The sequence below is a fragment of the Streptomyces sp. NPDC002669 genome (assembly GCF_042889165.1).
GTDB lineage: Bacteria > Actinomycetota > Actinomycetes > Streptomycetales > Streptomycetaceae > Streptomyces.
On record NZ_JBIAQQ010000006.1, the window covers coordinates 59202 to 78942 of the forward strand.

The 19741-nt window shown below is 71.0% G+C and carries 17 protein-coding genes and 1 riboswitch; of the genes, 10 read left to right on the top strand and 7 right to left on the bottom strand.

Going from position 1 to position 19741, the window contains the following annotated elements; genetic code table 11:
- Positions 1-35: 35 nt before the first annotated feature.
- The 5 genes from ACFYW1_RS11315 (at position 36) to ACFYW1_RS11335 (ending at position 5567) form a co-directional block, all read left to right on the top strand.
- On the top strand, positions 36-1544 hold the full coding sequence (locus tag ACFYW1_RS11315; protein ID WP_388990292.1) for an HD domain-containing phosphohydrolase: 1509 nt from the start codon (positions 36-38) through the stop codon (positions 1542-1544).
- Positions 1541-2806: an HD-GYP domain-containing protein gene (locus ACFYW1_RS11320; RefSeq protein ID WP_388990294.1), complete on the top strand. Its 1266-nt coding sequence runs from the start codon at positions 1541-1543 to the stop codon at positions 2804-2806. The genes ACFYW1_RS11315 and ACFYW1_RS11320 overlap by 4 nt, the downstream gene beginning before the upstream one ends.
- 91 nt (positions 2807-2897) lie before the next feature.
- Entirely contained in the window at positions 2898-3890 is a 993-nt protein-coding gene (locus ACFYW1_RS11325; RefSeq protein ID WP_351835196.1) for a hypothetical protein, read from the top strand.
- A 124-nt stretch (positions 3891-4014) separates the two neighbouring features.
- Positions 4015-4653, top strand: coding sequence for a peptide deformylase (gene def, locus ACFYW1_RS11330; RefSeq protein ID WP_388990297.1), 639 nt, complete (start codon positions 4015-4017; stop codon positions 4651-4653).
- Positions 4654-4829: 176 nt separating this feature from the next.
- Positions 4830-5567 carry a D-Ala-D-Ala carboxypeptidase family metallohydrolase gene (locus ACFYW1_RS11335; protein WP_388990299.1) on the top strand — a complete coding sequence of 246 codons (738 nt, stop codon included), beginning with the start codon at positions 4830-4832 and terminating at the stop codon, positions 5565-5567.
- Positions 5568-5681: 114 nt separating this feature from the next.
- On the opposite strand, the gene ACFYW1_RS11340 is transcribed toward ACFYW1_RS11335, so the two are convergent.
- Positions 5682-6656: a GlxA family transcriptional regulator gene (locus ACFYW1_RS11340; RefSeq protein ID WP_388990301.1), complete on the bottom strand. Its 975-nt coding sequence runs from the start codon at positions 6654-6656 to the stop codon at positions 5682-5684.
- Positions 6657-6737: 81 nt separating this feature from the next.
- Between ACFYW1_RS11340 and ACFYW1_RS11345 the strand changes: the two genes are divergently transcribed.
- Positions 6738-6950: a hypothetical protein gene (locus ACFYW1_RS11345; protein WP_388990303.1), complete on the top strand. Its 213-nt coding sequence runs from the start codon at positions 6738-6740 to the stop codon at positions 6948-6950.
- Between the two features lie 5 nt (positions 6951-6955).
- Here the strand turns inward: ACFYW1_RS11345 and ACFYW1_RS11350 are convergent, their stop codons facing one another.
- From ACFYW1_RS11350 to ACFYW1_RS11370, 5 genes are all read right to left on the bottom strand, one after another.
- Positions 6956-7972 (bottom strand): ribonucleotide-diphosphate reductase subunit beta, encoded by a 1017-nt coding sequence (locus ACFYW1_RS11350; protein WP_388990305.1) that lies wholly within the window; start codon positions 7970-7972, stop codon positions 6956-6958.
- A complete protein-coding gene (locus ACFYW1_RS11355) occupies positions 7972-10383 on the bottom strand; it encodes a ribonucleoside-diphosphate reductase subunit alpha (protein WP_388990307.1) in 2412 nt (803 codons plus the stop codon). The genes ACFYW1_RS11350 and ACFYW1_RS11355 overlap by 1 nt, the downstream gene beginning before the upstream one ends.
- A gap of 138 nt (positions 10384-10521) precedes the next feature.
- Positions 10522-10652, bottom strand: a riboswitch (cobalamin riboswitch).
- 127 nt (positions 10653-10779) lie between these two features.
- Entirely contained in the window at positions 10780-12414 is a 1635-nt protein-coding gene (gene mctP / locus ACFYW1_RS11360) for a monocarboxylate uptake permease MctP (protein WP_388990309.1), read from the bottom strand.
- The gene (locus ACFYW1_RS11365) at positions 12411-12665 is read right to left on the bottom strand and encodes a DUF3311 domain-containing protein (RefSeq protein ID WP_388990311.1); all 255 of its coding nucleotides are present in this window, start codon (positions 12663-12665) and stop codon (positions 12411-12413) included. Before ACFYW1_RS11365 ends, mctP begins: the two co-directional genes overlap by 4 nt.
- A gap of 269 nt (positions 12666-12934) precedes the next feature.
- Positions 12935-13699, bottom strand: coding sequence for a GntR family transcriptional regulator (locus tag ACFYW1_RS11370; protein WP_356930970.1), 765 nt, complete (start codon positions 13697-13699; stop codon positions 12935-12937).
- A 279-nt stretch (positions 13700-13978) separates the two neighbouring features.
- On the opposite strand from ACFYW1_RS11370, the gene ACFYW1_RS11375 reads away from it, so the two are divergent.
- The 4 genes from ACFYW1_RS11375 (at position 13979) to ACFYW1_RS11390 (ending at position 18712) form a co-directional block, all read left to right on the top strand.
- Positions 13979-15256: an extracellular solute-binding protein gene (locus tag ACFYW1_RS11375; RefSeq protein WP_388990313.1), complete on the top strand. Its 1278-nt coding sequence runs from the start codon at positions 13979-13981 to the stop codon at positions 15254-15256.
- A gap of 98 nt (positions 15257-15354) precedes the next feature.
- On the top strand, positions 15355-16347 hold the full coding sequence (locus tag ACFYW1_RS11380) for a carbohydrate ABC transporter permease (protein WP_388990315.1): 993 nt from the start codon (positions 15355-15357) through the stop codon (positions 16345-16347).
- Complete coding sequence (locus ACFYW1_RS11385; protein WP_388990317.1) at positions 16344-17174, top strand: carbohydrate ABC transporter permease; 831 nt, start codon at positions 16344-16346, stop codon at positions 17172-17174. Before ACFYW1_RS11380 ends, ACFYW1_RS11385 begins: the two co-directional genes overlap by 4 nt.
- Positions 17175-17182: 8 nt before the next feature.
- A complete protein-coding gene (locus ACFYW1_RS11390; RefSeq protein ID WP_388990319.1) occupies positions 17183-18712 on the top strand; it encodes a glycoside hydrolase family 3 protein in 1530 nt (509 codons plus the stop codon).
- A gap of 215 nt (positions 18713-18927) precedes the next feature.
- Here the strand turns inward: ACFYW1_RS11390 and nagB are convergent, their stop codons facing one another.
- Positions 18928-19713: a glucosamine-6-phosphate deaminase gene (gene nagB / locus ACFYW1_RS11395; protein WP_388990321.1), complete on the bottom strand. Its 786-nt coding sequence runs from the start codon at positions 19711-19713 to the stop codon at positions 18928-18930.
- Positions 19714-19741 lie beyond the last annotated feature (28 nt).

Here is a 19741-nt window from a genome sequence, read left to right on the forward strand (position 1 = left end):
CCTCCATTGACCATGTTGGGGGGCGGGCCGGGCGGGTGAGAGCCACACGCGGGGCGGCGCGCGGATACATCCTGGTGGCCGCGGTCGGCGCCCTGTGCTGTGTGCTCCCCGTCCTGCGGACCGGGGCGGAGGTCCCGTGGTTCACCCTCGCGCTGCTCACCGGGCTCTACCTGGTCTGCGAACTCCCCGGACGCTTCCCGTTCTTCGGCGGCTCCGTGCCGATCAGCGCCGGATCGTTCTTTCCGCTGCTGCTCGCCGCCGCGTTCCTGCTGCCGCCCGCCGCGGCCGCCCTCGTCGCCGTGCCCGGATCGCTCGTCGGCCGGGTGGAGCAGCCGCCCGCCGCCGCCCGGCGGGTCTGGCGGGCCGCGCAGCTCGCCGTCACGGTCTGGGCGGCCTCGACCGCCCACGCCCTGCTCGGCGGCACCGCGGCACTCGGCGGCACCGGCACCGGACCCGACCTCCCGTACGCGATCCTGCCCGCCTGCGCCGCGGCCCTGGTCTTCAGCCTCGTGCTGACCGCGCTGGACGGCTCGATCCTGGTCGTGGCCGAGCGGCTGCCGCCGGGGCGCGCCTGGGGCGGACTGCTGTCCCGCTCGCTGGGGCCGCACCTGGTGCACGGGCTCGCCGGGCTGATGATGGCGGTGCTGTGGCGCGGCCCGTACGGACCGCTGTCCGCGCTCATCGTCCTGCTGCCGATGTACATCTCCTGCTGGGTCTTCGCCCAGTACCACCGTGAGCACGCCGCCCACCGCGCCACCATCAGGGCGCTGGTGCAGGCCGTCGACCTCAAGGACACCTACACCCGGGGCCACAGCGAACGGGTCGGCCGGGCCTCCGTCATCATCGCCCGCGAACTGGGCATGGAGAAGGACCGGTTGGAGGTCCTCCGGTTCGCCGGCATCCTGCACGACGTCGGCAAGCTCGGCGTCCCCACCCGGGTGCTCCGCAAGGACGGGCCGCTCACCCCGGAGGAACGACAGGTGATCGAGCTGCACCCGGAGTACGGGCACGAGATCGTCCGCGGCATCGGCTTCCTCGGCGAGGCGCGGGCCGCGATCCTGCACCACCACGAACGGCTCGACGGCAGCGGCTATCCGTACGGGCTGCGGGGGCGCGAGATCCCGGAGTTCGCGCGGGTCGTCGCGGTGGCGGACGCGTTCGACGCGATGACCTCGACCCGCTCGTACCGGCGGGGGAGGCCGGTGCCCGCCGCGCTGGAGGAGCTGAAGCGGTGCGCGGGCACGCAGTTCGATCCGCAGATGGTGCGGGCGCTGGTGCGCGGGCTGGAGCGGCACGGCTGGTCGGCGGTGACGGCCGGGGTGACGGCGGACGAGCCCCCGGCCGAGGGCGGGGGCGCCGAGACGCTTCGGCCGCAGGCCGGACCCGCCCGGGTACCGCCCCCCGGCCGCGGTGCGCCGTGCCACCGCCCGCCGCAGGGCGGGACCGGCCGGATGCCCCCCGCGCGGTCGCCGCGGGACGGGACCGGCCGGCCCGCCCGCACCCAGTCGCCCGGTCCGCAGCCGCCCGCGGACCGCCGCCGGTGAGCCGGGACCGGGCCGGGGCGCGGCCGTCCCCCGTGGCCCTCGCCGTCCGGGGCGCCGCCGCCCTGTTCGCCGTCGCGGGGCTGGCCCACACCTTCTGGTACGGCGTCCACGACCCCGGCCACGCCCTCGCCTTCGGCGTCCTGATCGCCGTCGGCGAACTGGCCCGCTGGGGAGCCCTGCCCGCCGAGCGCGAGCCCGCCCCGCTCGGCGCCGCCGGGGCGCTCGCGTACGCCCTTCTCGGCCGCAGCGGCGGCACGCCCACCGGGCACGGCGTCCTCCAGGTGATCGCCGTGCTCGTCGCGGCGCAGCTCGTCGCCTGCGTGCCCCAGGTGGCGCGCGGCACCGGGCCGGGCCCCGACCGGGTGGCCCGCCGGATCCTGTCCGTCACCTTCGCCGCCGTCTGCTTCCAGCCGCTGTACAACTCCGGCCGCATCGCGAGCTGGTTCGGCGAGGGCCCGTACTACGTGCTCGTCCTGCTGCTGCTCCTGGTGCTCACCGCCCTGTGCGACGCGGTCCTCGCGGCCCTGCTGCTGCATTCGCGCACCCGCCACCCCTATCCGCCGCTGCTGCGGGACCAGCTGCGCGGGCTCGTCGGCATCGGCTCGGCGGTCTGCGCGACCGGCGTCGTGATGGCGCTGGGGGTGGCCGTCGCCGGGCTGTGGGCGCTGCCCGTGCTGTGCGTGCCGCTGCTGCTGACCCAGGTCTCCTTCCGCCGGTTCGTCGCCGTGCGCACCACCTACCGGCAGACCATCGCCTCGCTCGCCCGGGCCACCGAGATCGCCGGGTACACCCCGCACGGGCACGCCCGCCGGGTCGCGGTGCTCTGCCGGGCCGTCGGCCGTGAGCTGGGCCTCTCCGGGAGCCAGCTGACCGTGCTGGAGTACGCGGCCCTGATGCACGACATCGGGCAGCTCTCCCTCGTCGACCCGGTGCCGGACGGGGCGACGGCCACCCTGCCCGCCGCCGAACAGCGCCGGATCGCGCTGCTCGGCGGGGCCGTGGTCCGGCAGACCGGGGTGGACGCCGAGGTGGCCGTCGTGGTGGAGAGACAGGCCGACCCCTATCGCGAGCAGCCGTTGTCCGCCAGGATCGTCAGGACGGTCAACGCATACGACGACCTCTGCGGGGAAAGCCTCATCGGGCCGCTGGGCGCACTGGAACAGCTCAGGCTCGGGACCGCCCACGACTATCAGCCCGAAGTCGTGGAATCGCTGGCCCGGGTCCTGTCCCGGAGCGGTCCGGCCCCGGTTCTCCCCGGGTAACCCATGGGTAATGAGCGAGCGTCCGGCCCGGCATGGTTGGATGCGAAGAAGAGCGGAAAACGAGGGTGTCCAGTCGGGACGGGCGGGAATCGTGAGGATCTTCGGGAAGGTACGGCATCGGCCCTCCGCCTCTTGGCGGCAGGCCACGGACCGCGCGTTCACGCTGATCGGCGACGGCCGGTACGAGGACGCGGGCGCGCTGCTGACACGTGCGGCGGATCTGGAACCCTGGCTCTCCGAGTCGTGGTTCAACCTGGCGCTGCTGCACAAGTTCCGGCACGACTGGGAACAGGCGAGGGCGGCGGGCCTGCGGGCCGTGGCGCTGCTCGACAAGGAATCCGGCGCCCCCGACTGGTGGAACGTCGGGATCGCCGCCACCGCGCTGCAGGACTGGCCGCTGGCGCGCCGCGCCTGGCAGGCGTACGGCCTGAAGGTGCCGGGCGCCGGTCAGCACACCGCGGCGGCCAACAGCGAGCCGGTCGGCATGGAGCTGGGCAGCGCCGCGGTGCGGCTGTCGCCGGAGGGCGAGGCCGAGGTCGTGTGGGGCCGCAGGCTCGATCCGGCCCGGATGGAGGTGCTGTCCATCCCGCTGCCCTCGTCCGGGCGCCGCTGGGGCGAGGTCGTCCTGCACGACGGGGTGCCGAACGGCGAGCGGGTCACCGCGGCCGGGCCCTCGTACCCGGTCTTCGACGAGATCGAGCTGTGGGCGCCGTCCCCGGTGCCCACCTGGGTGGTGCTGCTCGAAGCGGCCACCGAGGCGGACCGGGACGCGCTGGAGCGGCTGGCGTCCGACGCCGGGTTCGCCGCCGAGGACTGGTCGTCCTCCGTGCGGCTGCTCTGCCGGGCCTGTTCGGAGAGCCGGATGGAGAGCGACGAGGGCGACGGCGAACACCTCGACCCGCACGACCACAGCGAGCCCGGGCACCCCGGCCCGCTGGGCCACCGCACCGCCGGCGAGCTGTGGGTGCCGGAGCGGGAGTGCGGGATAGCCGCGCCGGCCGGGCTGGTGCGCGGTCTGCTGGACGGCTGGGTGGCGGACAGCCCGGACAGCCGCGAGTGGCGGGACCTCGAAGAGGTCTGCTGACCGCTCGCCGATCCGCTCTCCGCCAGGGGCGGGGCCGTTAGGCTGTACGCGCACCGGTCGAGGTGCCCGGCGGTTCCCCGGACTGCCCGGGCCCCAAGGTTTTTGAGGAAGGCATACGGCGGACATGGCGCAACAGGACACGGACGAGCAGATCAATGTCGACGACGAGGGATTCGTCGTGGACACCGAGGACTGTGAGGCGCGCGAGGCCGCCTACCGCGAGCGCGGCACCTCCCGTCCGATCACGGTCGTGGGCAACCCGGTGCTCCACAAGGAGTGCAAGGACGTCACCGAGTTCGGCGACGAGCTGGCCGGGCTGATCGACGACATGTTCGCCAGCCAGCGGACGGCGGAGGGCGTGGGCCTGGCCGCCAACCAGATCGGCGTCGACCTCAAGGTCTTCGTCTACGACTGCCCGGACGACGACGGCGTGCGGCACGTGGGCGCCGTCTGCAACCCGGTGCTGGAGGAGCTGGCGCCCGAGGACCGGGTCCTGGACGACTCCAACGAGGGCTGCCTCTCCGTCCCGACGGCGTACGCCTCGCTGGCCCGCCCGGACTACGCGGTGGTCCGCGGGCAGGATGCCAAGGGCAACCCGATCAAGGTCCGCGGCAGTGGCTACTTCGCCCGCTGCCTCCAGCACGAGACCGACCACCTGTACGGCTACCTGTACATCGACCGCCTCTCCAAGCGGGACCGCAAGGACGCGCTGCGGCAGATGGCGGAGAACACCCCGCGCTACGAGGTCGTGCCGAACGACTGATCGGGCGTCAGCTTGTTGCCGACGGGCCCCGGTCCACCCTGCGGGGCGGACCGGGGCCCGTCGGGTTCCCGGACCGGCTCTGGCCGTCAACTGCCATTTTTTTACGGGAAGTTGACGCGCGTCGACTCGTCCGACAGGCTTTCTTCCCACACCTTTTTCGGGTAGGGAGCTCCCTCATGCTCAGACGTACCGCACGACTCCTGCTCGGCCTTGTCATGACCATGGCATTCACTTTGGGTGGGGCCGTGGTGACCGCCGGCACCGCGCAGGCCGACGACTGCTACACCTGGACCCGCACGCTGCGCCCCGGCGCCACGGGCAACGACGTCGTCCAGCTCCAGATACGGGTGGCCGGATACCCCGGCTACAACTCCGTGCTGGCCATCGACGGCTCCTACGGCCCGGCCACCACCGCTGCCGTCAAGCGCTTCCAGGCCGCCTACGGACTCGCCGCCGACGGCATCGCGGGCCCGGCCACCCAGGCCAAGATCTACGCGCTGCAGGACAGCGACTGCACCCCGGCGCACTTCACCTACCCCGAGCTCAACAAGTGCAACAGCACCTGGGCCGGCGGCAAGGTGGCGGCCGGAACGGCCAGAGCCAACGCGCTCAGTTCCATGTGGAAGCTGGAGGCGCTGCGGCACGCGCTCGGTGACCAGTCGATCCGGGTCACCAGCGGATTCCGCTCGGTCTCCTGCAACGCGGCGGTCGGCGGGGCGTCCAACAGCCGTCACATGTACGGGGACGCCGTCGACCTCGGCTCCGGACCGCACTCGCTGTGCACCATCGCCAAGCAGGCCCGCTACCACGGCTTCAACGGGATCCTCGGCCCGGGCTACCCCGGCCACAACGACCACATCCACGTGAACCAGGGCCCCTCGCACTACTGGTCGGCGCCCAGCTGCGGCATCTGACGCACCCGGCACGTCCTGCCACACCGGGCCCCGCGCACCGGCTCCTCACGGACCGGCGCACGGGGCCCTTCGCGCGCCGCGTGCGGCGTGCCGCCCGCCGTGCGGGTCCGCCGGTCAGGCCACCTCGGGCACCACGCCGGGGCCGCGGAAGGCGCGGCGGTACGCGTTCGGAGTGGTGTTCAAGGAGCGCACGAACTGGTGGCGCAGCGCGGCGGCGGTCCCGAAACCGGTGCGCCCGGCGATGGTGTCCACCGTCTCGTCGGACGTCTCCAGCAGGTGCTGCGCCAGGAGCACCCGTTGGCGCAGCAGCCAGCGGTACGGCGTGGTGCCCGTCTCCTGCTGGAAGCGGCGGGCGAAGGTGCGCGGCGACATGTGGGCCTGGGCGGCCAGCTGCTCGACGGTCATCTCCCGGTCGAGGTGGCGTTCCATCCAGGCGAGCGTCTCGCCGACGGTGTCGCAGGAGGTGCGCGGCAGCGGCCGCTCGATGTACTGCGCCTGGCCGCCGTCCCGGTGCGGCGGCACCACCATGCGACGGGCGATCGCGTTGGCGACGTGGGGCCCGTACGCCTGCCGGACCAGGTGCAGGCAGGCGTCGATCCCGGCCGCCGTGCCCGCCGAGGTGATGATCTGGCCCTCGTCCACGTACAGCACGTCGGGTTCCACGACGGCCCGGGGGAAGCGGCGGGCCAGCTCCCGGGCGTGGCGCCAGTGGGTGGTGCAGCGGCGCCCGTCCAGCAGTCCGGCCGCGCCGAGGAGGTACGCGCCGGAGCAGACGCTCAGCACCCGGGCGCCCCGGTCCACCGCCCGGCGCAGGGCGTCGAGGACCTCCTCGGGGTATTCCCGGTCCACGAAGCGGCCGCCGGCGGGGACGGCGATGAGGTCGGCCTCCTCCAGTCGGTCGAGGCCGTGCGAGGTGCCGATGGTGAAACCGGCGTGGGTCCGGAGCACCGGGCCTTCGGCGGAGACCACGGCGAAGTCGTGCACCGGCAGTCCGTCCTCGCTGCGGTCGAGCCCGAAGACCTCGCACAGCACGCCCAGTTCGAAGGGGTGGACATCGTCGAGCAGCAGAGCGGCGACATTGTTCAGCATGGAGTCAGTGTGGCAGTAATTCGACGTTCCATGACAGTCCTGCCACTGCCGCGACGGGCCCGCGCAGGCGACAGTAGAGCCATGAACGCATTCCTGAACGTCCTGGGCATAGCCGCACTTATCGCTCTCGTCCTGCTGCCCGCCCTGGCCGGGCTCGCCCGGGAGCGCCGCATCGACCGCGAACTGCGCTCCGCACAGCGGGCACGGAACGACGGACCGCCGAAAACGGCGGGCGCCGCGCAGCCTGTCAGAACCGCGCGGCGCCCGTACGTCAGAAGCTGGGCCAGGGTGTAGCAGACCTAGAAGTCGTCGTCGAAGGCGACCGAGCCCTCCACCGCCACCTGGTACGCGGACGGGCGGCGCTCGAAGAAGTTCGTCAGCTCCTGCACGCCCTGCAACTCCATGAACGAGAACGGGTTCTCGGAGCCGTAGACCGCCGGGAAGCCCAGCCGGGTGAGCCGCTGGTCGGCGACGCACTCCAGGTACTGCCGCATCGACTCGGTGTTCATGCCGGGCAGGCCCTCGCCGCACAGGTCGCGGCCGAACTGCAGCTCCGCCTCGACGGCCTCCTTGAGCATGTCCGTGACCTGCTGCTGGAGCTCCTCGTCGAAGAGGTCCGGCTCCTCCTTGCGGACGGTGTCCACGACCTCGAAGGCGAAGTTCATGTGCATCGTCTCGTCCCGGAACACCCAGTTGGTGCCCGTGGCGAGACCGTGCAGCAGCCCCCGCGAGCGGAACCAGTAGACGTAGGCGAACGCGCCGTAGAAGAACAGCCCCTCGATGCACGCCGCGAAGCAGATCAGGTTCAGCAGGAAGCGGCGGCGGTCGGCCTTCGTCTCCAGCCGCTCGATCTTCTCGACCGAGTCCATCCACCGGAAGCAGAACTGTGCCTTCTCCCGGATCGAGGGGATCTCCTCGACCGCGTCGAACGCCGCCGCCCGGTCGTCCGGATCGGGCAGGTAGGTGTCCAGCAGCGTCAGATAGAACTGGACGTGCACGGCTTCCTCGAAGAGCTGCCGCGACAGGTACAGCCGCGCCTCGGGGGAGTTGATGTGCTTGTACAGCGTCAGCACGAGGTTGTTGGAGACGATCGAGTCACCCGTGGCGAAGAACGCGACGAGCCGGCCGATCAGGTGCTGCTCGCCCGGCGACAGCTTGGCGAGGTCGGCCACGTCGGAGTGCAGATCGACCTCCTCCACCGTCCAGGTGTTCTTGATCGCGTCCCGGTAGCGCTCGTAGAAGTCCGGGTAGCGCATGGGACGCAGGGTCAGTTCGAAGCCCGGGTCGAGCAGGTTCTTCGCTTCGCTGGCGGTCATTACTGGCAGGCCTCGCAGGACTCGGGGTTTTCCAGGGAGCAGGCGATGGCGTCCGCGTCGGGCGCCGAAGCCTGCTGTACGGGGACGGGGGCGGCGGCCGACGCCTGGCCGGACGCGGCCCGGGCGATCCGGGTCGCCGGGCGCGAACGCAGGTAGTACGTGGTCTTCAGCCCCTGCTTCCAGGCGTACGCGTACATCGAGGAGAGCTTGCCGATCGTCGGCGTCTCCATGAAGAGGTTCAGCGACTGGCTCTGGTCGAGGAACGGGGTACGGGCCGCCGCCATGTCGATCAGACCGCGCTGCGGGATCTCCCACGCCGTGCGGTACAGCGCCCGCACGTCCTCGGGGATCCAGGCGAAGCCCTGCACGGAGCCGCTCGCCTCGCGCAGCGCCTCCCGGGTGCGCGCGTCCCACACCCCCAGCCGCTTCAGGTCCTCCACCAGGTACGCGTTGACCTGGAGGAACTCCCCGCTGAGCGTCTCGCGCTTGAAGAGGTTGGAGACCTGCGGCTCGATGCACTCGTACACGCCCGCGATCGAGGCGATCGTCGCCGTCGGCGCGATGGCCAGCAGCAGCGAGTTGCGCATCCCGGTCCGTGCGACGCGGGCGCGCAGCGCGTCCCAGCGCTCCGGCCAGTTCGGCTCGACGCCGTAGTGGTCGGGGTGCAGCACCCCGCGCGCGGCGCGCGTCTGCTCCCAGGCGGGCAGCGGGCCGGACCGCTCGGCCAGGTCGCAGGACGCCTCGTACGCGGCGAGCATGATCCGCTCGGAGATCTTCGTGGAGAGCGCGCGGGCCCCGGCGGAGTCGAACGGCAGCCGCAGCCGGAAGAAGACGTCCTGGAGACCCATGGCTCCCAGGCCCACCGGGCGCCACCGGGCGTTGGAGCGGGCGGCCTGCTCGGTCGGGTAGAAGTTGATGTCGACGACCCGGTCCAGGAAGGTCACCGCGGTGCGGACGGTGGCGTCCAGCCGCTCCCAGTCGATGGCACCGTCGACGACGAACGCGCCGAGGTTGACCGAGCCCAGGTTGCAGACGGCCGTCTCGCCGTCGTCGGTGACCTCCAGGATCTCCGTGCACAGGTTCGAGGAGTGGACGACGCGGCCCGGCTCGGCGGTCTGGTTGGCGGTCCGGTTGGCGGCGTCCTTGAACGTCATCCAGCCCTGACCGGTCTGGGCGAGGGTACGCATCATCCGGCCGTACAGCTCACGGGCGGGCATCGACTTGCGGGCCAGCCCCTTCGCCTCGGCGGCCCGGTACGCGGCGTCGAACTCCTCGCCCCACAGGTCCACCAGCTCGGGCACGTCGGCGGGCGAGAACAGCGACCAGCGGCCGTCCGCCTCGACCCGGCGCATGAACTCGTCCGGGATCCAGTGCGCCAGGTTGAGGTTGTGCGTGCGCCGCTGGTCCTCGCCCGTGTTGTCCCGCAGCTCCAGGAACTCCTCGATGTCCGCGTGCCAGGTCTCCAGGTAGACCGCGGCGGCACCCTTGCGCCGGCCGCCCTGGTTGACCGCGGCGACCGAGGCGTCGAGCGTCTTCAGGAACGGCACGATGCCGTTGGAGTGCCCGTTGGTGCCGCGGATCAGCGAACCCCGGGAACGGATGCGGGAGTACGGCAGACCGATGCCGCCGGCGTGCTTGGAGAGCCGGGCCACCTGGTGGTAGCGGTCGTAGATCGAGTCCAGCTCGTCGAGCGGGGAGTCCAGCAGGTAGCAGGAGGACATCTGCGGGTGCCGGGTGCCGGAGTTGAAGAGGGTCGGCGAGGAGGGCAGGTAGTCGAGCCGGCTCATCAGCTCGTACAGCGCCGCGACCTCGTCCACGGCGCGCGGGGAGTCGTCCTCGGCGAGCCCGGACGCGACCCGGAGCATGAAGTGCTGCGGCGTCTCGACGACCTGGCGGGTGTGCGGGTGGCGCAGCAGGTAGCGGCTGTGCAGGGTCCGCAGCCCGAAGTAGCCGAAGCGGTCGTCGGCGCCGTCGGCGAGCGCCCGCTCCACCAGCGCGTCGAGGGCGTCCGCGTTGCGGGCGACGAAGTCGGCCGTGCGGTCCGCGATCAGGCCCTCGCGGTGTCCGACGGCGACCGAGGCGGAGAAGGAGACGGCGCCCTGTCCGGCGGCCTCGTCCGCGATGGCGCGGGTCAGGAGCCGGGCGGCGAGCCGGGAGTAGGCGGGGTCCTCGGAGATCAGCCCGGCGGCGGCCTCGGTGGCCAGCGAACACAGCTCGGCCTCGTCCGCCCGTGCGCTGCGGCCGCGCAGCGCGGCGGCGGCGACGCGACCGGGGTCGGTGTCGGGCAGATCGGCGGTGAGGTCGGTCAGGGTCCGCAGCAGCGCGGCCCCCGGTCCGTCGGGTGCGGCTGCCTCGGAAACGGCGGCCGTGGACGTGGCGACCGATGCCGGATCGGCTGGTGCGATGGTCACGTGGGGGCTCTCCCTCGCTCGGCTCGGGGCCGGCGGGGGAACGGGCGGCCGGGCGGGCGCGCCCGGGAACGGGACAGCACCGCGCACGGCGTCCGCCGGCCCAACCGCGAGGCCCGGACGTCTGGCGCCCGGATCGGTCGAACCGGACGCGCTGCCGGCAGGTCCTCGGACTTGTTCGGGGTGCGCGAATGCGCACTGAGTACACCGTTGCGGGACAGTTCCGGATTCGCACCGGATTCCCCTGCGGCGACAGCGAGGATGAGCATACATGTGGGGGCCGCCCGATGAGGCGGCCCCCACATGTTGTGTCGGTCGGTTCGATCCGGACCGACGGGAAGGGCCCTGCGGGCCTTCCGGGAACGACCGGCGGCCCGTTCCTTTCGTGCGGGTCGGGCGTCAGTGGCCGCCGGGCGCACCCGCCGTGGCGGGCGGGAGCTCGGTGGCGACACCCGGGTCGCCCGCGTCGGCCGTGTAGTCGGACGGCGAGGTCTCGTCGATCCCGGCGGGCGCCTTCAGGGCGTTCAGGACGAAGGTGAGCACCACCACGACCACCACGTTCAGCACGAACGCGGTGAGACCGATGTAGCCGATCTCGCCGATGCCGGGGATCTCCGCGGACGAGCCGCCGAAGTGCTTCTGTGTCGGCGAGGCGACGCCGTACGCGGCCACCGTCCCGTACACCATGCCGACGGCCCAGCCCGCGAGCAGCGCCCAGCGGTGGAACCAGCGGGTGAACAGGCCGCCGACCAGGGCCGGCATCGTCTGGAGGATCCAGATCCCGCCGAGCAGCTGGAAGTTGATCGCGACCGTCTTGTCCATCGTGAGGACGAAGGCGAGCGCCCCGACCTTGACCAGCAGCGAGACCAGCTTGGAGACCTTGGTCTCCTGCTCCGGGGTCGCGTCCGGCTTCAGGAAGTCCTTGTAGATGTTGCGGGTGAAGAGGTTGGCCGCGGCGATCGACATGATCGCGGCGGGCACCAGGGCACCGATGCCGATGGCGGCGAACGCGACGCCCGCGAACCAGTCCGGGAACATGTTCTCGAACAGCTGCGGAATGGCCAGCTGCCCGTTGTCCACCTTGATCCCGGCGGCGATCGCCATGAAGCCGAGCAACGCCAGCAGGCCCAGCATCAGCGAGTACAGCGGCAGGATCGTGGTGTTGCGCCGGATCACGTTCCGGCTGCGGCTGGAGAGCGTCGCCGTGATCGAGTGCGGGTACATGAAGAGTGCCAGTGCCGAGCCCAGTGCCAGGGTGGCGTATCCCCAGTGGCCCGCCTCGCCCGGTGCGAGCGCGCCGCGCGGTTTGCCGGTGGCCGGGTTGGTCTGCGAGAACGCCTCGCCCGCCTTGGCGAAGATGTCGTCGAAGCCGCCCAGCTTGATCGGGATGTAGATGATCGCCACCGCGATGACCAGGTAGATCAGCCCGTCCTTGACGAACGCGATCAGCGCGGGGGCCCGCAGTCCGGACGAGTAGGTGTACGCGGCGAGCACCGCGAACGCGATCAGCAGCGGCAGGTCCTTGATGAACCAGTGGGTGTTCTCGCCACCGCCGACGCCCATCACGTCCAGCACCGCCTGGATGCCGACGAGCTGGAGCGCGATGTACGGCATCGTGGCGAGGATGCCGGTGAGGGCGACCGCCAGCGACAGGCCCTTCGAGCCGAACCGCCCGCGCACGAAGTCCGAGGTGGTGACGTACCCGTGCTTGTGCGAGACCGACCACAGCCGGGGCAGGAAGGTGAAGATCAGCGGGTACACGAGGATCGTGTACGGCACGGCGAAGAAGCCGGCCGCGCCCGCCGCGTAGATCGCCGCGGGAACGGCGACGAAGGTGTACGCGGTGTACAGGTCGCCGCCGAGCAGGAACCAGGTGACCCAGGTGCCGAACGACCGTCCGCCCAGGCCCCATTCGTCGAGACTGGCCTCGTTCTCCGCCTTGCGCCAGCGGGCCGCCATGAACCCCATGACCGTGACGGCGACGAAGAAGAAGATGAAGACGCCGAGCGCGACGCCGTTCACACCGTCCTTCATGAGGAAGCACCCCCCTTGCGGGCGCGCTGGTCACGCTGCCACAGCTTGTACGCGACCATCGTGAGCGCGGTGGAGATCAGTACCCAGAGCATCTGGTACCAGTAGAAGAACGGGATGCCGATGAAGGTGGGGTCCACCTTCGCGTAGGAACTCACCCAGAGCATCGCCACGAACGGGGCGACGAGACAGAGGGCGATGACCACGCGCACGGGTGTGACGGTGGGTGGTTTTTCTTCGGGTTCTGCGGGCATGAGGCGGCTCCGTCCCCTCGCTGGTTACCTCGGATGCGCAGGAAATCTAGGCGAGCCTCCGATCAGCGTCACCCCCTGTCCGCATTGCGGTCCGGCAACGGTGCGTCGAGCGGGCGGATACGTGCGACGAGCGGTCGGACGTGCGGTTCTGGTCCGTACCAAGAGGGTGGGCGACATGCGGAACCCCTGCGGAACGAGGGGTTCCGCAGGGGTTTCGAAGGGCGGTGGCGGCGGGTCGGTGGCCGGAATTCGACCCTGGCCCGCCGTGCTCAGTCGGTGGGCCGCTTCAGGCGCGCCACGAACTTGTACCGGTCGCCCCGGTAGACCGAACGCACCCACTCCACCGGCTCGCCCCGCCCGTCGAGCGAGTGCCGGGACAGCATCAGCATCGGCAGGCCCACGTCCGTGCCGAGCAGACCGGCCTCGCGCGGGGTGGCCAGCGAGGTCTCGATGGTCTCCTCGGCCTCCGCCAGCCGCACGTCGTACACCTCGGCCAGCGCGGTGTAGAGCGAGGTGTACTTCACCAGTGAACGGCGCAGCGCGGGAAAGCGTTTGGCCGAAAGGTGGGTGGTCTCGATCGCCATCGGCTCCCCGCTGGCGAGCCGCAGCCGCTCGATCCGCAGCACCCGGCCGCCGGCGGTGATGTCGAGCAGCCCGGCGAGCGTGTCGTCGGCCGTGACGTAGCCGATGTCCAGCAGCTGGGAGGTCGGTTCCAGTCCCTGGGCGCGCATGTCCTCGGTGTACGAGGTCAGTTGGAGGGCCTGTGAGACCTTCGGCTTGGCCACGAAGGTGCCCTTGCCCTGGATGCGCTCCAGCCGGCCCTCGACGACCAGCTCCTGGAGCGCCTGGCGCACGGTGGTGCGCGAGGTGTCGAATTCGGCGGCCAGGGTCCGCTCCGGCGGCACGGGGGTGCCCGGCGGCATGGTGTCCGTCATGTCGAGGAGATGTCGCTTCAGCCGGTAGTACTTCGGGACGCGCGCCGTCCGCGTGGCCGCGCCCGTCTCGTTCTCCGCACTTCCCCCGTCGGCACCCATGGCCCGCCTTCCCGACTGCTGCGTTGCTGCCGTCACCGGCTCCTCCGTCTGTCGCGGCTCACATGGTGGCACGGTCCGGTCACGGCTCGTCGCCCTCCCTTAGGTGTCGGTCCTATAACGGACGCGAGTGCACTTCTTATACACCCTTGACACCCCTAAAGGTCTAGGCCAAGCTCCCGGTACTGGTCTAAACCATTAAAGACCAGGTCCAGCCCCAGCAGTACTCGTCGAATGTCTTCGCGGTGGGCGGGGTTGCAGTATCCCTGAGGAGGGTTTGGCGTGAAGCGCAAGCTCATCGCGGCGATCGGCGTCGCGGGCATGATGATCGGCCTCGCGGCATGCGGGTCCGACGACGACGGCGGCAAGAAGTCGAGTGCCGGCAGCTACGAGGGCCAGACCCTCACCGTCTGGACGATGTCCGGCTCCAACCCGCCCGGATGGACCAAGACGGTCACCGATGAGTTCGAGAAGAAGACCAAGGCCAAGCTGAAGATCGAAGTCCAGGACTGGAACGGCATTCAGCAGAAGATCACCACGGCCCTCTCGGAGACCAACCCGCCGGACGTCCTGGAGATCGGCAACACCCAGACCCCCGCGTACGCCAAGACCGGTGGCCTCGCCGAGCTGGGCGACCTGAAGAAGGAGATCGGCTCCGGCTGGGCCGACGCGATCAACGCCCCCTCCGTCTTCGACGGCAAGCAGTACGCCCTGCCGTGGTACATCGGCAACCGCGTCGTCATGTACAACAAGAAGGTCTTCAAGGACGCCGGCATCACCGAGACGCCGAAGACCCGCGCCGACCTCTTCAAGGCATTCGAGGCCATCGAGAAGAAGGGCGACGCCGAGCCGATCTACCTGCCCGGCCAGAACTGGTACTTCTTCGACGGCCTGCTCGTCGGCAAGGGCGTCGAGCCGGTCAAGAAGGAGGGCGACAAGTACGTCTCCAACCTGGCCGACCCCAAGGTCGCCGAGGCCATGGACGTCTACAAGCAGTACCAGGCGTTCTCCAAGGCCCCCAAGGACAAGGACGAGGCCACCCCGCAGCAGGCCGAGGTCTTCGCCAAGGGCAAGACCGGCGCCATCATCGCCATGGGCTACGAGGCCGGCACGGCCATCAAGGCCAACCCGGCGATCAAGGACGACATCGGCTTCTTCACCATCCCCGGTGAGACCGCCGACAAGCCCGAGGGCGTCTTCCTCGGCGGCTCGAACCTCGCCGTGGCCGCGGGCAGCGAGAAGCAGGAGCTCGCCCAGGAGTTCCTGAAGATCGCGCTCTCCGAGGCGAACGACGGCGCGCTGGTCAAGGAGGTCGGCTGGACGCCGAAGTCCGACGCCATGCAGAAGTTCGCCGCCGACCAGCCCGCCGCCGTGGCCGCCGCCCCGGCCGCCGCCAAGTCCGGTGGCACCACGCCGCTGATCCCGGAGTGGGCGCCGGTCGAGAACCCGCCGAACCCGATCAAGACCTACATGACGCTGGTTCTGCAGGGCAAGTCGCCCGCCGACGCCGCCAAGCAGGTCGAGGGCGAGCTCAACAAGCGCCTCAGCCAGCAGCAGTAAGCGCAAGTCCGCGTCCGCGCCGGGGCGGCGGGTCCCGTACCCGCCGCCCCGGCGTACGCACCGTTCCGTGTAGGGCTCTGTTGGAAGAGATGGCGAGCATGGCAGTGCAGACCGACCCCTCGGACGTGGCCAAGACGGCTGCGGCCCGCGGGCAGGACGGGAAACCACCCGTCGGGCAGCACGGGGGAAACAAGCGAAGGCCGGGCATCGGCGCGGCACCGTACCTGTTGATGGTCCCCGCGCTCGCGGTGACGGCGCTCTTCCTCGGGTACCCCCTGGTGAAGAACGCCATGCTGTCGTTCCAGAACCTCAACATGGGGCAGCTGATCCGGCATGTCACCGAGTGGAACGGCTTCGAGAACTACCAGGAGATCCTCACCGGTGAGGACTTCTGGCGGGTCACCCTCCGCACGATCGTGTTCACCGGCGTCAACGTCGTACTGATCATGCTCATCGGCACCCTGGTCGGACTGCTCCTGGCCCGCCTCGGCAAGAAGATGCGGTTCACCCTGATGATCGGCCTGGTGCTCGCCTGGGCCATGCCGATCGTGGCCGCCTCCACCGTCTACCAGTGGCTGTTCGCCTCGCGCTTCGGCGTGGTCAACTACGTGCTGGACAAGCTCGGCTGGCACTCGATGGCCGACTTCAACTGGACCGGATCGCAGTTCTCCACCTTCTTCGTGGTGACCCTGATGATCGTCTGGCAGTCCATCCCGTTCGTGGCGATCAACCTCTACGCGGCGACCACCACGATCGCCAAGGAGCTGTACGAGGCCGCCTCGCTCGACGGCGCCGGCGTCTGGAAGAGCTTCACCTCGGTGACGTTCCCCTTCCTGCGGCCCTTCCTCTACGCCACGACCTTCCTCGAAGTCATCTGGGTCTTCAAGGCGTTCCCGCAGATCTTCACCATCAGTGAGGGCGGCCCCAACCGCCTCACCGAGACGCTGCCCATCTACGCCTTCGTCGAAGGCGTCGGCAACCAGCACTACGGCATGGGCGCGGCGATCTCGCTGCTCACCATCCTGATCATGCTGGGGCTGACCTCCTACTACCTCCGCATCGTTCTCAAGCAAGAGGAGGACGAGCTGTGAAGCGCTCACTGTTCGGCCGCATCTGGCCCAACGCGACGGCGATCGTCCTCTTCGCCGGCCTGGTCTTCCCCGTCTACTGGATGTTCAGCACGGCGTTCAAGCCGACCGGCGACATCATCACCGAGACGCCCGTCTGGTTCCCGACCGACGTCACGTTCGAGCACTTCAGGACGGCGTACAACGCACCCGACTTCCTGACCCTGGTCGGGAACTCGCTCACCGTCACGCTGCTCGCCGTGACCTTCTCACTGATCATCGCGCTCTTCGCGTCGTTCGCACTGGCCCGGATGCGGTTCAAGGGCCGCAAGGGCATGATCCTGGTCTTCATGATCGCCCAGATGGCGCCCTGGGAAGTCATGGTCATCGCGATCTACATGCTGGTCCGCGACGCGGACATGCTCAACAGCCTGGTCCCGCTGACGCTCTTCTACATGGTGATGGTGCTCCCCTTCACGATCCTCACGCTGCGCGGCTACGTCGCCGCGGTGCCCAAGGAACTGGAGGAGTCCGCCATGGTCGACGGCTGCACCCGCCCGCAGGCGTTCGCCAAGGTCATCCTGCCGCTGCTCGCCCCCGGCCTGATGGCCACCTCGCTCTTCGGCTTCATCACCGCGTGGAACGAGTTCCCGCTGGTCCTGATCCTCAACAAGGAACCCGGGGCCAAGACGCTCCCGCTGTGGCTCTCGCAGTTCCAGAGCCAGTTCGGCGACGACTGGGGCGCCACCATGGCCGCCGCGTCGATCTTCGCCATCCCGATCCTCATCCTGTTCGTCTTCCTGCAACGCAAGGCCGTCAGCGGCCTCACCGACGGTGCCGTGAAGGGATAACGCCGCTCATGACCACCCTCATATCCGCGACGGACACCGTCACCCGCGACGCACTCGCCGTCCTCCAGCCCGGATTCACCGGTACCACCGCCCCGGACTGGGTACTGCGCCAGATCGGCGAGGGACTCGGCTCCGTCGCCCTGTTCGGCCGGAACATCCGCACGCCCGAGCAGGTGACCGCGCTCACCGCCCAGCTCAGGGCCGATCGCGACGACCTCCTCGTCGCGATCGACGAGGAGGGCGGTGACGTCACCCGGCTGGAGGTGCGCACCGGCTCCTCGTTCCCCGGCAACCTCGCCCTCGGCCACGTCGACGACCTCGGCCTGACCCGCGCGGTCGCCCAGGAACTCGGCCGCCGGCTCGCCGAGTGCGGCGTCAACCTCAACTGGGCGCCGTCCGCCGACGTCAACTCCAACCCGGGCAACCCGATCATCGGCGTACGGTCCTTCGGCGCCGACACCGAACTGGTCGCCCGGCACACCGCCGCGTACGTCGAGGGCCTCCAGGCCGCCGGGGTCGCCGCCTGCACCAAGCACTTCCCGGGGCACGGCGACACCGCGATCGACTCGCACCACGCGATGCCCCGCATCGACGTGGACCTGGAGACCCTGCACGCCCGGGAACTGGTGCCCTTCCGGGCCGCCGTCGCCGCGGGTTCCAAGTGCGTGATGAGCGCGCACATCCTGCTGCCCGCCCTCGACCCGGACCGCCCCGCGACGGTGAGCCCGCGGATCCTCACCGGGCTGCTGCGCGAGGAACTGGGCTACGACGGGCTGATCGTCACCGACGCCGTGGAGATGCAGGCCATCGCCGCGACGTACGGCATCGAACGCGGCTCCGTCCTCGCGATCGCCGCGGGTGCCGACGCCCTGTGCGTCGGCGGCGGCCTGGAGGACGAGGGCACGGTCCGGCGGCTGCGCGACGCGCTGGTCGCGGCGGTGCGCGGCGGCGAACTCCCCGAGGAGCGGCTCGCGGACGCCGCCGCACGGGTGCGCGCCCTCGCGTCCTGGACCCAGGGGGCCCGGGGGACCGGGTCGGGGCCGGGCGCGGCAGCGCGGGAGGGGACCGCGGCCGGTTCCGACATCGGCCTGGTCGCCGCCCGCCGCGCGGTGCGGGTGACCGGCTCCGCGGCGCCGCTGACCGGGCCCGGCTACGTCGCCGCGTTCACCTCCGCGTCGAACATCGCCGTCGGCGACGAGACCCCCTGGGGCGTCGCCGCGGAACTGGGCCGGCTGCTGCCGGGCACGGAGACCGGCACGTACAGCAGCGAGACCGAGCAGCCCGTCGACGCGGTGCTGCGGGCCGCGGGGGAGCGGCGGATCGTCGTGGTGGTCCGCGACGTCCACCGCCACGACTGGATGGCCCGGGCCCTGGACGGCCTGGTCGCGCGGCGCCCCGACACGGTCGTGGTCGAGATGGGGGTACCGCAGTCGGCGCCCGTCGGCGCCCCGCACATCGCCACCCACGGCGCCGCCCGCGTCTGCGGCCTGGCGGCGGCGGAGGTCATCGTCGGGGGCACGGTCGGCCCGACGGCCTGAGCGAACGGGGTGTGACGCGGTCCGGGGGGCGCGTCACACCCGGCCGGAACGCCCGGGGCCCGTCCGCGGGGACGGGCACCGGGCGTTTTCGCGCACCCGGGGCGGGTCCCCGCGTGCCGCGGCCCCGTACGGCCCGGGAGCAGGTCATGGCACGCGGGAGGGCCGGGAACACCGCCACGGGTGCTCCCGGCCCTCCCACCGGCCTCAGGACCGGTCTACAGCCCCTGCCACGCGGGCTTCGCCGCGTACGTGGCGCGGAAGTAGTCCGCCAGCTTCAGCTTCGACGCCGCGGCCTCGTCCACCACGACCGTCGCGTGCGGGTGCAACTGGAGCGCCGACGCGGGCACGATCGAGGCGACCGGCCCCTCCACCGTCTGCGCCACGGCGTCCGCCTTGCCCTCGCCGGTGGCGAGCAGGATCGGGTGGCGGGCCTCCAGGATGGTGCCGATGCCCTGGGTGATCACGTGGTGCGGCACCTGGTCGATGTCGCCGTCGAAGAAGCGCGCGTTGTCGATCCGGGTCTGCTCGGTGAGCGTCTTGATCCGGGTGCGCGAGGCGAGCGAGGAGCACGGCTCGTTGAAGCCGATGTGCCCGTCGGTGCCGATGCCGAGGAGCTGGAGGTCCACCCCGCCGGCCGCGGCGAGCGCCTCGTCGTACGCCCGGCAGGCGGCCGGGACGTCCTCGGCGGAGCCGTCGGGGCCCATGAAGGACTCCTCGGACAGGCCGAGCGGTTCGACGACCTCGCGCAGCACCACGGAGCGGTAGGACTCGGGGTGGCCGGCCGGCAGTCCGACGTACTCGTCGAGCTGACAGATGCGGGCGCGCGAGGCGTCCACGGCGCCGGAGCGGACCTTGGCCGCCAGCGCCTGGTAGATGGGCAGCGGGGTCGAGCCGGTGGCAACGCCGAGAAGGGCGTCGGGCTTGCGGCTCAGCAGGGCGCCGATGGCCTCCGCGATGAGTTCTCCGCCTGCCTTGGCGTCCGGGACGATGACAACTTCCACGCGGGGCCTGCCGATCTGAGGAGTCGAA

Bases quoted from the DNA above. Each gene is read 5' to 3' on its own strand.
- def (WP_388990297.1), top strand. From the start codon at position 4,015: ATGGCGCAACAGGACACGGACGAGCAGATCAATGTCGACGACGAGGGA.
- ACFYW1_RS11335 (WP_388990299.1), top strand. From the start codon at position 4,830: ATGCTCAGACGTACCGCACGACTCCTGCTCGGCCTTGTCATGACCATG.
- ACFYW1_RS11340 (WP_388990301.1), bottom strand. From the start codon at position 6,656: ATGCTGAACAATGTCGCCGCTCTGCTGCTCGACGATGTCCACCCCTTC.
- ACFYW1_RS11345 (WP_388990303.1), top strand. From the start codon at position 6,738: ATGAACGCATTCCTGAACGTCCTGGGCATAGCCGCACTTATCGCTCTC.
- ACFYW1_RS11350 (WP_388990305.1), bottom strand. From the start codon at position 7,972: ATGACCGCCAGCGAAGCGAAGAACCTGCTCGACCCGGGCTTCGAACTG.
- mctP (WP_388990309.1), bottom strand. From the start codon at position 12,414: ATGAAGGACGGTGTGAACGGCGTCGCGCTCGGCGTCTTCATCTTCTTC.
- ACFYW1_RS11365 (WP_388990311.1), bottom strand. From the start codon at position 12,665: ATGCCCGCAGAACCCGAAGAAAAACCACCCACCGTCACACCCGTGCGC.
- ACFYW1_RS11370 (WP_356930970.1), bottom strand. From the start codon at position 13,699: ATGGGTGCCGACGGGGGAAGTGCGGAGAACGAGACGGGCGCGGCCACG.
- ACFYW1_RS11380 (WP_388990315.1), top strand. From the start codon at position 15,355: ATGGCAGTGCAGACCGACCCCTCGGACGTGGCCAAGACGGCTGCGGCC.
- ACFYW1_RS11390 (WP_388990319.1), top strand. From the start codon at position 17,183: ATGACCACCCTCATATCCGCGACGGACACCGTCACCCGCGACGCACTC.